The following is a 12,902-nucleotide window of genomic DNA, read 5'->3' as shown; positions in this document are numbered from 1 at the left end:
ATTTGTCATACGTCGTCGTACAACATGGTTGCGGATAGTTGCGAGGTTTTCCGTAAAAGTCAACAGGGCTTTTTACGATTATTTTGCGCGGGTTGGCAGCCCTCCAAATGCTGTGAAGAGGGCTGTTTTCGGCGGGTTTACTGGTTATAGAGCGCCTGTGTGTTGTCGATCAGCGGGTTTTTCTCGGTCAGGACGATCCGGGCGATCTGGTCCTTGCGCATGAAACTCACCTTCGGATGCGCCTGCGCATAATGAATGAACCGTTCCATCGACTCGACCATCGCCGGGGTGCCGCCGATGCGGTCGTGCAGACTCACCGACATCATCCGCCGCTGGCTCGCGCCTTCGGCGTACAGTCGATTAAATTCCAGCACCAATTGCTGATAGAACTGTTCGGCGGAGAAATGCCGACCCTCGATCAACACGATGTCGTTGTTGCGCAAGGTATACGGCACCACGGCGAATTTGCGTCCCCGAACCATGGTCACGAACGGTTCGTCGCGGCTGACGTCATCGATGTGGTAGGTGAAATTCAGGTCTTGCAGGACCTTCAGCGTGTTGGGGCTGCGCCGCAGCCAGTTGGCGTTGTAGCCCACCGAGCGCTGGCCGGTAAGTCTCTCGACCGCGTTGACACCGTCGCCGATGAACTGTTTTTCCTGGTCGTAACTCATGTTGTAGGAGTCGGCCCAGCGCATGCCGTGGGCTGCCAGTTCGTGGCCACGCTCGGCAATCGCTTTCGGCAGTTCCGGGTGCTTGAGCGCCGCTTCGCCGACCACATGCGAGGTGACCTTGATCCCGGTGCGATCCCACAGGTCGAGCATCCGCCACAAGCCTTCCTTGTAGCCATAATCAAACCAGGTCTGCGCCGGCAGATCAGGGTAACCCTTGGGCAATGGGCTGCCGGAGAACGGACTTTCCGCACCCTCGGGCTGGCCGCCGGTTTCGAACTGCATAGACACTGAAATCACCAGTTGCGAACCGTCCGGCCACGGGCGTTCCTGGGCGAAGGCGAGGGCGGGCAGCAACAGGGCGGCAGCCAGAAGGTTTTTCAGCAGGCGTGGGGAGCGTTGCCAGTGGGGCGTGGTCATAATGGGCACCTTGCAGGTTGAGAAGGGCTGCAAGGGTGGCAGTTGCCCGGCGCGGGAAAAATCCGTTGCGGGTGAGAGGACCTTTAAACAGAATTTACGAATCCACCGCAAACCCGTGGGAGCGGGCGTGCCCGCGATAACGGTCTGCCAGTCAGCCTGTTGCCGAGCCGACTGCCGTCATCGCCGGCAAGCCAGCTCCCACAGGATTGTGGGTTTGCCGCAGGATTTGCGGCAAACTCCCGGCAACACAAGCACAAGGCCTTTCAATGGATCGATATGCCCCGCGCGACTGGCAGCCTCACGAGAAGCCCAGTCTGCCCGGTTCCCCCTCGACGCCGCTGCACTCCAACCCCAAGCGCCTGGCCTATGCGCTGGTCGGGCTGCTGGTGGCGGTGACCGGTGGTCTGGGTAACTCGCTGGTGGTCGCCAACCTGCCTTACCTGCAAGGCGCGCTGGGCGCGACCACGGCGGAGATGGCCTGGTTGCCGGCCGCGTACGTGATGACCAACGTGTCGATGAACCTGCTGCTGGTGAAGTTTCGCCAGCAGTTCGGCCTGCGCGCGTTCACCGAAGTGTTTCTGGTGCTGTATGCGCTAGTGACGTTCGGTCATCTGTTCGTCAACGACCTGAGCTCGGCCATCGCGGTGCGGGCTGCGCACGGCATGGTCGGTGCGGCGCTGAGTTCGTTGGGCCTGTATTACATGATCCAGGCATTTCCGGCCAAGTGGCGGCTGAAGGCGCTGGTGCTGGGCCTCGGTGCCTCGCAACTGGCCCTGCCGCTGGCGCGCCTGTTCTCCGAAGACTTGCTGCAGATTGCCGAATGGCGCGGTTTGTACCTGTTCGAATTGGGCATGGCCTTGCTGTCGCTGGGCTGCGTGCTGTTGCTTAAGTTGCCGCCCGGTGATCGCTTCAAAACCTTCGAGCCGCTGGACTTTCTCACCTTCGCCATTCTCGCCAGCGGCGTGGCACTGCTTTGCGCGGTGCTGTCGCTGGGGCGGATCGACTGGTGGCTGGAGGCCAACTGGATCGGCTATGCGCTGGCGGCCTCGATTGCCCTGATCCTCGCGGGCCTGGCGATCGAGCACAATCGCAGCAACCCGATGCTGATGACCCGCTGGCTCGGCAGCGGCACGATGATCCGTCTGGCGCTGGCGGTGACCCTGATCCGTATGGTCACCTCGGAACAGTCCACCGGCGCCGTCGGTTTCATGCAGAACCTCAACATGGGTTATGAGCAGTTGCACAGCCTGTACGTGGTAATGCTGATCGGCAGCGTCGCCGGGCTGGCGACCAGCGCCCTGACCATCGACCCCAAGCACCTGCTGATGCCGCTGATCATCTCGCTGGCGCTGATGGCCACAGGTTCGGTGATGGACAGTTTTTCCAACAACCTGACCCGCCCGCAAAACCTGTATTTCAGCCAGTTCCTGCTGGCCTTCGGCAGCACGTTTTTTCTGGGACCGACCATGGTGTTCGGCACCCGCAACGTGCTGACCAATCCGCGCAATCTGGTGAGTTTTTCGGTGTTGTTCGGGATCTGCAACAACCTCGGCGGCCTGCTCGGCGCGGCGTTGTTGGGCACGTTCCAGATCGTGCGCGAGAAATTCCATTCCAGTCACCTGGTCGAGCACCTGACGCTGTCCGATCCACTGGTGGCCGCCCGCGTACAGAGCGGCGGGTCGGCTTACGGTTCCTTGCTGGCCGACCCGAGCCTGCGCAATCTGGCCGGGATTCGCAGCCTGTCCAACGCGGCCACTCGCGAAGCCAACGTGCTGGCCTATAACGATGTATTCATGCTGATCGCCGTGATTGCGGTGCTGACCATGATCTGGCTGTCTATTCGTGCGCTGTGGCTGATGAGCACCACCAAAGCCGTCGACCCCACGCCTTCCGTACCTCCTGACGGTGCTTCCAATTCATGACCGAACCGACCACCACAACCACCAATGCCATCGCCGCCACCCCGGAAGGCGTGGCTCCGCCGTCCTCGCCGAACACCGAGCCGCGCTCGTTGCGGGTGCGGATCATCTCGTCACTGGGCTTTGCCGCGATTGCCATCATCGGTGTGCTGATCGTGCTCTACGCCTGGCAGTTGCCGCCGTTCAGCAGTGCGGTCGAAACCACTGAAAACGCCCTGGTGCGTGGCCAGGTGACGATCATCGGCCCGCAGCTCAGCGGTTACGTGTTCGAGGTGCCGGTGCAGGATTTCCAGTACGTGAAGGCCGGCGACCTGCTGGTGCGGCTGGATGACCGGATTTATCAGCAGCGCCTCGACCAGTCGCTGGCGCAACTGGCGGTGCAGAAGGCCGCGCTGGCCAACGTGGTGCAGCAACGCAACAGCGCCGAAGCGACGATCAAACTGCGTCAGGCGGTGGTGGCCGACAGCGAAGCGCAGTTGCGTAAAAGCGAGGCGGATCTGCGGCGTAACAAGGAGCTGGTGGGAGACGGCTCGGTGTCGAAACGCGAGATGGACGTGGCGCTCGCCGCCAACGCGCAAGGCATCGCCGCCGTGGCGCAGGCCAAGGCCAATCTGGAAATCGCCCGGCAGGATCTGCAAACGGTGATCGTCAATCGCGGTTCGCTGGAAGCGGCGGTGGCCAGCGCTGAAGCGGCGGTGCAACTGGCGCGGATCGACTTGTCGAACACCCGCATCGTCGCCCCGCGTGACGGCCAGCTCGGACAGATTGGCGTGCGCCTCGGCGCTTACGTCAACTCCGGGGCGCAGTTGATGGCGTTGGTGCCGAACCAGAAATGGGTGATCGCCAACATGAAGGAAACCCAGATGAACAACGTGCGCGTCGGGCAGCCGGTGCGCTTCACCGTTGATGCCTTGAACCACCGCAAGTTCACCGGCCATGTGCAGCACATCTCGCCCGGCACCGGTTCGGAATTTGCCCTGTTACAGGCCGACAACGCCACCGGCAACTTCGTGAAAATCGCCCAGCGCGTGCCGGTGCGAATCACCATTGATGAGGGGCAGCAGGAAGAGGAACGCTTGCGCCCGGGGATGTCGGTGGTGGTCAGCATTGATACCGCAGCGGGTGACACACAACCGCATTGAGAGCAAAAAGATCGCAGCCTTCGGCAGCTCCTACAGGGAATCGCATTCCAATGCAGGAGCTGCCGAAGACTGCGATCTTTTGCTTTTCAGGCTGCAATCATCGGCGGCAAGGTACCGAGCAGGGAGACGGCCGCCACCGCACCCATCCCCAACAACCACTCCAGCACCACACTGCGCTTGAGCGCGCCCATCCGCTGTTCGCAATCATCAATCCGCAAGCGATTGAACAGCGCCAGCGCGAGCATGCCCAGCACCAGCAACGCCTTGATCAGCAGAATCAACGCAAACCCACTGAACAGCGGCGTCGGCCACCATTGCCCGGTCAACACGCGCACGTTGATCAGTCCGGTAATCAGCAGCCCGCCAACGATCGCATAACCGACGCCGCTGAAGCGCTGCAGGATCCGGCCCATCGCTACGCTCGGTTGACGCAGGATCAATACCAATAGCAACAAGCCGCCGAGCCATGCGGCGACGCAGGTCAGGTGAATGATTTGATTGAGGATCAGCAGTTGCCCGCTGAGGCCGTCGAGCATCGCGCCGTGACCGACCGGCGCCAGGGTCGCCAAGAGCAGCGCGCTCAAGCCCAGGCGCAGCAGCACATTCGAACGCCACGGCGTGAACAGCAGTGCCAGCAACAGCGCGTTGATCAGCAGATGCCAGCGCCAGACCTGGCCGAAAAAGGTGTTGCCGAGCACCACGCCAACAGTGTCCGGATCGAACGCTGCCGCCGCCGAACCGGCCATGCTCGCGGTGATCAACAGCGCCCAGGTGACACCGCTGAGCAGCGCAATCGCCGTCAGCCAGCGCGCCATTTGCGCCAGATGCCGATCCAGTGTCGGCACTGGTGCCTTGAGCAGCAGCGGCCGGAACAGCCAGGCGCCGAACAGCATCAACACCGCGCTGAAATGCACAAAACGGCACAGCACCAGCGCTTCACTCATGAATTACTGGCCAACCTTGAACTGGTAGGCGCCTTCGCTCTTGTGTGTGTCGACCGACACCGCGTGCCATTCGACTTTGTATTCACCGGCGCCGAGAGGTGCGGCGGGGGTGACGATCAGGGTTTTCTTGTCGCCTTCGGTGGTCAGCGGTTTGATTGCGACCGGGGCGCCGTCGTGGGTCAGGCTGACTTTGGTGAAACTGGCTTCGACGCCTTCAGAAAAGGTCAGGCGCAGATCAGCCGGCGCGGCGACGGTGCTGTCGGCGGCCGGGGTAGCACTTTTCAGGTGGGCGTGGGCAAGAACCGAAGATGCGGCGAACAGCGAAGCGAGCAGGGCAGTGGTGGTCAGGACGTTCTTGAACAGCATCGCGGATACCTCTGAGGCAGGACAAAGAAGCGCCAGTTTAGCCATGCGCCGGCCTTCATACGAAGTTTTGTTTGCAGCGGTCGCCCCGAGGCCAGAGCGGATGCTAGTCTTCAACAACGTCGTTGTCAGGGAGCCCTCATGGGCAATCACAAGATCGAGATTCGTCGCAGTAACGTCGAGAAAATCCTGTTGGCGGCGGAAAAAGTCTTCGCCGAAAAAGGCTTCGGCGGCACCGCCATGGCCGACATCGCCGCCGAAGTGCAACTGCCGCGTTCCAACCTGCATTACTACTTTTCCACCAAGAGCGAACTGTACAGCGCGGTGCTTTTCGACCTGCTGGAAGTGTGGAAGCAGGACGCACTGTGCTTCGAGATGTTCGATGACCCACGGGTGGTGCTCAGCAGCTACATCCGCGCCAAGATGAACCACTCGCGCAGCCGGCCGTACGGCTCGAAAGTCTGGGCCAACGAGATCATCCACGGCGCGCCAACGTTAGGCGAGGCGCTGGATGTCAGCTTGTACGACTGGGCGAAAATGAAGGAAGCGAAGATCCGCCAGTGGGTCGAGGACAAGCGAATTCTGCCGGTGGAGCCGTCGAGCCTGCTGTACATGATCTGGGCTTCGACCCAGCATTACGCCGACTTCGATCATCAGGTGAATATTCTCAACGAGCACCAGCCGCTGTCGGACATGCAGTTCGAGCGGGCGGTACAGACGGTGACCAGTGTGATATTGCGCGGGATCGGGTTGGAGCCCTGAAGCAAAAGCTGACCCTCACCCCAGCCCTCTCCCGGAGGGAGAGGGGGCCGACCGAGGTGTATTGCGAGTTACATCGACCTGAAAAATCCAGTCGAATATGGACTCAAAAAGCCGTCCGAGCATGTGCATGCATCGATTTTGGATTCAAAGCCGTCCGTGCCTGTGCATGTATCGATTATGGATTCAAAGTAAATCGCTCAAGTCGGTGGATTTCTGAAATATCCCCCAATCAGTCCCCTCTCCCTTTGGGAGAGGGTTAGGGTGAGGGGGCTGTTGGATCAGCCGGCGATCTAGACGGCAACGTGGTAAGGATTCCTCGGATCATGGTTCCAGTCCAGAAACGGCTTGCCCGTCTCCATCGGCACCATCTCGATGCAATCCGCCACCGGACATGTGATCTGGCATAGATTGCAGCCCACACACTCCTCATCGATCACTTCATATTTATGCGTACCGTCAGCCTGTTTCAGGCTGCTGATCGCCTGGTGTGAAGTGTCTTCGCAAGCAATGTGGCAGCGCCCGCAACCGATGCACGCGTCCTGGTCGATCCTGGCGATGACCTGATAGTTGATGTCGAGGTACTTCCAGTCGGTGGTATTGCCCACCGCGCGCCCGGAGAACTCGGCGATGTTGGCGTAGCCTTGGCTGTCCATCCAGCGCGACAGCCCGTCCTTCATCTCCTCGACAATACGGAAGCCATGGAGCATCGCCGCCGTGCACACCTGCACCGCGCCGCTGCCCAACGCCATGAACTCCGCCGCGTCACGCCAACTGCCGATGCCACCAATGCCGCAGATCGGCAGGCCCTGGGTCTGTGGATCACGGGCGATCTCGGCGACCATGTTCAGCGCGATCGGTTTTACCGCCGAGCCGCAGTAACCGCCGTGGGTGCTTTTGCTGCCGACGGTGGGCAGGGCGACCATGTGTTCCAGATCGACGCTGGTGATCGAGTTGATGGTGTTGATCAGCGACACCGCATCGGCGCCACCGCGATGGGCAGCACGGGCGGCGACGCGGATGTCGGTGATGTTCGGTGTCAGCTTGACGATCACCGGTAGCGAGCAATAGGTCTTGCACCAGCGCGTCACCTGCTCGACGTACTCCGGCACCTGACCGACCGCCGCGCCCATGCCGCGCTCGGGCATGCCGTGCGGGCAACCGAAATTCAGCTCGATGCCATCGGCGCCGGTGGCTTCCACCAGCGGCAGGATGTGTTTCCACGATTCCTCGACGCACGGCACCATCAGCGAGACGATCAGCGCACGGTCCGGCCAGTCCTTCTTGACCTGGGTTATCTCGCGCAGGTTGATTTCCAGCGAGCGGTCGGTGATCAGTTCGATGTTGTTGATGCCCAGCACTTCGCGGTTGTTGCCGTAGTGCGCCGAGTAGCGCGACGAGACGTTGACCGCTGCCGGGTCCTCGCCGAGGGTTTTCCAGACCACGCCACCCCAACCGGCCTCGAAGGCGCGCACGACGTTGTAGGCCTTGTCGGTCGGCGGCGCGGAGGCCAGCCAGAACGGATTGGGGGCTTTGATACCGGCGAAGACTATCGAGAGATCGGCCATTTACGCAGCCTCCACGTTGAGCATCAGTTGCGCGTTGATCGCCTCGGCGGCGAGTTTGCCGTGCTGTACGGCTTGCACGGTGAGGTCCTGATCGAGGCTGGTGCAGTCACCACCGGCATACACGCCGGGAATGCTGGTGCGCAGGTTGTCATCGACCTGAATACGTTCGCCCTGACGCTTGAGTTCGCGCGCCAGCGGGTCGGCGAGGGCGCTGCTGTCGAAGGCCTGGCCGATGGCTTTGAAGATCGCGTCGGCGGCCAGCTCGAAAGTTTCGCCAGTGGTTTGCAGGCGACCGTCGACCAGATCGGTTCGAGCAAAACGCATGCCGCGCACATGACCCTGTTCGTCGAGCAGTACTTCCTCCGGTTGCGCCCAGGTCAGCAGGCGCACCTGATTGGCTTTGGCGATGTCTTGTTCGTGACCGGTGGCGCCCATGTCCGCCGCGCCCCGGCGATATACCAGATTCACGTCACGCGCTCCGAGGCGGGCCATTTGCACGGCCATGTCGATCGCCGTGTTGCCAGCGCCGAGGACGATGCAGCGTTCGGCCAGTGGCAGTTGCGTCAGATCATCGGCCTGGCGCAGTTCACGGATGTAATCGGTGGCGGCGAGCAGGCCTGGGGCGTCTTCGTGCGGCAGACCGAGCTGTTTGCTGGCGTTGAGGCCGAGGCCGAGGAACACCGCGTCGAACTGCTGATGCAGCTCGCTGAGGGTCAGATTCTCGCCGAGTTTCTGTCCGTGGCGGATTTCGATGCCGCCGATCTGCAGGAGGAAATCCAGCTCCTTCTGCGCGTAGTCGTCGACCAGTTTGTACTTGGCGATCCCGTATTCATTGAGGCCGCCAGCCTTCTCCCGTGCTTCGAAAATCACCACGTCATGCCCGTGCATCGCACTGCGGTGGGCGCAGGACAAACCCGCTGGCCCGGCGCCGACCACGGCGATGCGCTTGCCGGTGCTGGCCGCACGCTGGAACGGGTGCTCGGTGAAATTCGCATTGTCCACGGCGTAGCGTTGCAGCAGGCCGATGAGTACCGGCGCGCATTCCTGGGCGTTGTTGCGCACACAGGCTTGCTGACAAAGGATTTCCGTCGGACAGACCCGCGCACAACTGCCGCCGAGGATGTTCGCCGAAAGAATTTTCTGCGCTGCGCCGGGCACGTTGTCCTGATGGATGTTGCGGATGAACGACGGAATGTCGATCTCGCTCGGGCACGCGTTGACGCATGGCGCGTCGTAGCAATACAGGCAGCGCGAGGCTTCCAGATGCGCCTGCCGGGCGTTGAGCGGTGGCGCCAGATCAGTGAAATGGCCGGCGAGGGCGGCCGCGCTTTCGTGCGGATGCGGGAGATGGTTCAGGGTCTCGATCACGGTTTTGTGCCTCACGGTAACTGCCTCTATCGGGCATTGGTCAATTCCCTGTAGGAGCTGCCGAAGGCTGCGATCTTTTGATTTTGGTGTTAAAGATCAAGATCAAAAGATCGCAGCCTTCGGCAGCTCCTACAGGGGAATGCATTTCAAATGTGGGAGCGAGCTTGCTCGCGAAGGCCGAAGGCCTGGATTTCAGCGTTTCACCGCCGTCGGCTTGTGCAACTCAGCCCGCTTGCTCAGCAAATCAAACACCGCCGGATACGGCGGCCGTTCGATATACCGCCCGGCCCCACGCTCGGCGCGCAGGTCGCCGTCGGCCCAGACCACTTTGCCTTGGCTGACGGTATGGCTCGGCACGCCGCGCACGGTCTTGCCTTCGAAGATGTTGAAATCCACCTGCTGATGGTGGGTCTTGGCGGAGATGGTGCGGGTGCCTTGCGGGTCCCACAGCACCAGGTCGGCATCGGCGCCGACGCGGATCGCGCCTTTGCGCGGGTAGAGGTTGAAGATTTTTGCGGTATTGGTGGAAGTGAGGGCAACGAAATCCTGCATCGACAAACGTCCGCTGTTGACCCCTTCATCCCACAGCACCGCCATGCGGTCTTCGATGCCGGCGGTGCCGTTGGGGATCTTGCTGAAGTCGTCGCGTCCGGCGGCTTTTTGCTCGGCGCAGAAGCAGCAGTGGTCAGTGGCGGTGGTGTGCAGATTGCCGCTTTGCAGACCGTGCCACAGCGCTTCCTGATGGCCGCGCGGGCGGAACGGCGGGCTCATCACGTAACCGGCGGCGGTCTGCCAGTCCGGGTGCTGGTAGACACTGTCGTCGAGCAGCAGATGCCCGGCCAGCACTTCGCCGTACACCGGTTGACCCTTGCTGCGGGCGTAGGTGATTTCGTCCAGTGCTTCCTTGGTGGAAACGTGCACCAGGTACAGCGGCGTGCCGATGGTCTCGGCAATACGAATCGCCCGGCTCGCCGCTTCGCCTTCCACCTGCGATGGCCGCGACAGTGGATGCGCTTCCGGCCCGGTGATGCCCTGGGCCATCAACTTGCGTTGCAGGTGATAGACCAGCTCGCCGTTTTCCGCGTGCACGGTCGGCACCGCGCCGAGTTCCAGGCAACGTTCGAAACTCGCCACCAGCGTGTCGTCGGCGGCCATGATCGCGTTCTTGTAGGCCATGAAATGCTTGAAGCTGTTGATCCCGTGATGGCTGACCAGCTCGGCCATTTCCTCACGCACTTGCTCGCTCCACCAGGTGATCGCGACGTGGAAGCCATAATCCGATGCCGACTTCTCGGCCCAGCCGCGCCACTGATGAAACGCTTCCATCAACGACTGCTGCGGATTGGGAATCACGAAGTCGATGATCGAGGTAGTGCCGCCGGCCAGACCTGCGGCGGTGCCGCTGTAGAAGTCTTCACTGGCCACGGTGCCCATGAACGGTAGTTGCATGTGGGTATGTGGGTCGATGCCGCCGGGCATCAGGTATTGGCCGCTGCCGTCGAGCACTTCGGCGCCGGCGGGAACATCCAGGTTCTGACCAATGGCTTTGATCACGCCGTCGGCGCAATAGACGTCGGCGCGATAACTTTCATCATGGGTAACAACGGTGGCGCCACGGATCAACAGAGACATTCCGAGTTCCTCGCAGGCATGACCGACTTGTGCCGGTTCTAAATGTTTTATTGATGTACAACGCTGATCGGCGTATTCCTGTCAGCGCTGTCAGGAATAGAAGCTAGTCGCAGTTTTGAAATTGATCAAGATTATTTTTTATAAGCTTATGACTGTTTTAACTCTATGAAAAATAACGATAAAAAACCTAAATCACCAAAATGGTGAGGCTGTTCACCATTTTGACGCACTTGACAGGATGGAAATATGAGCAAGATTTCCTATGTGAAATCAGCCGCTTGAAGTTGAGCTGCGGTTGAGCGCCCGTGATGAAAAAAAGTGCAGTGCACCAGATTGAGTCCTGACAGTTCGGACAACTTGGCAAACGTTTGGCCTGAGCGTGCAGACAAGTTTTCGCGGACTCTTTCGGTGAATAATTAAAACCGAGCAATATCAGAAAGTTGCAATGTGTTTGAACCACGGCCCTACCGTTAAGCGGGGCACCCGGCACGTTTATTGATGCCGCCGCTGACACCATGGCCGGTACACGAAAGTTGTCAGTTCCTCCGGCCATCGTCCGGCTCGCACCCCGTGTGCAGCCGCCTGATGAGCAAAAAAATAATCAGAAGAACAGTGGAGCGGCCATGCAACAGAACAGATCGCAAGTGACCGAGCGCGACGGCTTGTTCGAACTCGAAGCCGGCAGCGACGTCCTCGACAGTCCCCGTTACAACCACGACATGGCACCGACCAAGGTGCGCGAACGAACCTGGAACAAATGGCACATCACCGCGCTGTGGGTCGGCATGTCGGTGTGCGTGCCGACCTACACCCTCGGCGGCGTGCTCACCGCGTATTTCGGCCTGACCGTCGGCGAAGCGCTGATGGCGATCCTGCTGGCCAACGTCATCGTGCTGATCCCGTTGACCCTCAATGCTTTCCCCGGCACCAAGTACGGCATTCCATTCCCGGTGCTGCTGCGCTCGTCGTTCGGCGTGCTCGGTTCCAACGTGCCGTGCCTGATTCGTGCACTGGTGGCGTGTGGCTGGTTCGGCATTCAGACCATGTTCGGCGGGTTGGCGATTCACCTGTTTCTCGGCTCGGTATTCGAGGGCTGGAAATCCCTCGGCGGCACGGGCGAGGTGATCGGCTTCATGATTTTCTGGTCGCTGAACCTGTGGGTGGTGATCCGCGGGGCCGAGTCGATCAAGTGGCTGGAAACCCTGTCCGCGCCGTTGCTGGTGGCGGTCGGCATCGGCCTGCTGATGTGGGCGATGCCCAATGTGTCGATGACCGAGCTGCTGGCGATTCCACCGAAACGCCCGGAGGGCGCCAGTGTGGTCAGTTACTTCGCCGCCGGGCTGACGGCGATGGTCGGCTTCTGGGCCACGTTGTCGCTGAACATTCCTGACTTCAGCCGTTACGCCAAGAGCCAGAAGGACCAGATCCTCGGGCAGATTTTCGGTCTGCCGCTGACCATGTTCCTGTTCGCTTCGCTGGGTGTGGTGATGACCGCTGCGTCGGTGAAACTGGTCGGCGTGACGGTGTCCGACCCGGTGAGCCTGATCGGCCATATCCAGAGCCCGGTGTGGGTGGCGGTGGCCATGGCACTGATCATCATCGCCACGCTGTCGACCAATACCGCAGCGAACATTGTCTCGCCGACCAACGACTTCCAGAACATCGCGCCCAAGGTGATCAACCGCACCAAAGCCGTGTTGCTCACCGGCTTCGTCGGGCTGGCGCTGATGGCCCACGAGCTGCTGAAAAAGCTCGGACTGATCGTTTCCGATGTCAGCCTGGAAACCGTGTATTCCAACTGGCTGCTGGGCTATTCGAGCCTCCTCGGGCCGATCGCCGGGATCATGGTGGTGGACTATTTCCTGATCAAGAAACAGCAGCTGGACCTGGCCGGGCTTTATCGCGACGACGTCTATCCGGCGTGGAACTGGGCCGGGTTTACCGCGTTTGGCGTGCCGGTGGTGCTGACCTTGCTGTCGCTGGGTAGCGATGCGTTCAGCTGGTTTTACAGCTACGGCTGGTTTACCGGTTCGGCGTTGGGCGGGGTGATCTATTACGGGTTGTGCGTGATGCGGGCGCAGCCTTCGGTCGTGAAATCACCGGTGTGAGGGAGGGCCCC

10 protein-coding genes are annotated in these 12,902 nt (G+C 61.0%); 4 read left to right on the top strand and 6 right to left on the bottom strand.

Features of this window, described 5'->3' with window-relative positions; all coding sequences use genetic code 11:
• Positions 1–137: 137 nt before the first annotated feature.
• Complete coding sequence (locus JN524_RS22590; protein ID WP_202370764.1) at positions 138–1,088, bottom strand: polysaccharide deacetylase family protein; 951 nt, start codon at positions 1,086–1,088, stop codon at positions 138–140.
• A gap of 266 nt (positions 1,089–1,354) precedes the next feature.
• Here JN524_RS22590 and JN524_RS22585 point away from each other — a divergent pair, with 266 nt between their 5' ends.
• Both JN524_RS22585 and JN524_RS22580 read left to right on the top strand, forming a co-directional pair.
• On the top strand, positions 1,355–3,010 hold the full coding sequence (locus tag JN524_RS22585) for an MFS transporter (RefSeq protein WP_202370763.1): 1,656 nt from the start codon (positions 1,355–1,357) through the stop codon (positions 3,008–3,010).
• A complete protein-coding gene (locus tag JN524_RS22580) occupies positions 3,007–4,149 on the top strand; it encodes an HlyD family secretion protein (protein WP_202370762.1) in 1,143 nt (380 codons plus the stop codon). The genes JN524_RS22585 and JN524_RS22580 overlap by 4 nt, the downstream gene beginning before the upstream one ends.
• A gap of 86 nt (positions 4,150–4,235) precedes the next feature.
• On the opposite strand, the gene copD is transcribed toward JN524_RS22580, so the two are convergent.
• A complete protein-coding gene (gene copD, locus JN524_RS22575) occupies positions 4,236–5,093 on the bottom strand; it encodes a copper homeostasis membrane protein CopD (RefSeq protein ID WP_202370761.1) in 858 nt (285 codons plus the stop codon).
• 3 nt (positions 5,094–5,096) lie between these two features.
• Positions 5,097–5,459 (bottom strand): copper homeostasis periplasmic binding protein CopC, encoded by a 363-nt coding sequence (copC, locus tag JN524_RS22570; protein WP_202370760.1) that lies wholly within the window; start codon positions 5,457–5,459, stop codon positions 5,097–5,099.
• Positions 5,460–5,597: 138 nt separating this feature from the next.
• On the opposite strand from copC, the gene JN524_RS22565 reads away from it, so the two are divergent.
• Entirely contained in the window at positions 5,598–6,218 is a 621-nt protein-coding gene (locus JN524_RS22565) for a TetR/AcrR family transcriptional regulator (RefSeq protein WP_038365564.1), read from the top strand.
• 290 nt (positions 6,219–6,508) lie between these two features.
• On the opposite strand, the gene preA is transcribed toward JN524_RS22565, so the two are convergent.
• The 3 genes from preA to hydA all read right to left on the bottom strand — a co-directional run bounded on the left by preA (position 6,509) and on the right by hydA (position 10,783).
• Positions 6,509–7,783, bottom strand: a complete 1,275-nt coding sequence (preA, locus tag JN524_RS22560; RefSeq protein ID WP_098968232.1) for an NAD-dependent dihydropyrimidine dehydrogenase subunit PreA — start codon at positions 7,781–7,783, stop codon at positions 6,509–6,511.
• Positions 7,784–9,151, bottom strand: coding sequence for an FAD-dependent oxidoreductase (locus tag JN524_RS22555; protein WP_202370817.1), 1,368 nt, complete (start codon positions 9,149–9,151; stop codon positions 7,784–7,786).
• Between the two features lie 192 nt (positions 9,152–9,343).
• Complete coding sequence (hydA, locus tag JN524_RS22550) at positions 9,344–10,783, bottom strand: dihydropyrimidinase (RefSeq protein ID WP_202370759.1); 1,440 nt, start codon at positions 10,781–10,783, stop codon at positions 9,344–9,346.
• Positions 10,784–11,406: 623 nt separating this feature from the next.
• On the opposite strand from hydA, the gene JN524_RS22545 reads away from it, so the two are divergent.
• Positions 11,407–12,891 (top strand): NCS1 family nucleobase:cation symporter-1, encoded by a 1,485-nt coding sequence (locus JN524_RS22545; protein WP_202370758.1) that lies wholly within the window; start codon positions 11,407–11,409, stop codon positions 12,889–12,891.
• Positions 12,892–12,902 lie beyond the last annotated feature (11 nt).

It is taken from the genome of Pseudomonas sp. MWU318 (genome assembly GCF_016756945.1).
Taxonomy (GTDB): Bacteria; Pseudomonadota; Gammaproteobacteria; order Pseudomonadales; family Pseudomonadaceae; genus Aquipseudomonas; species Aquipseudomonas putida_A.
This window is presented reverse-complemented; position numbering and strand designations above follow the sequence as displayed.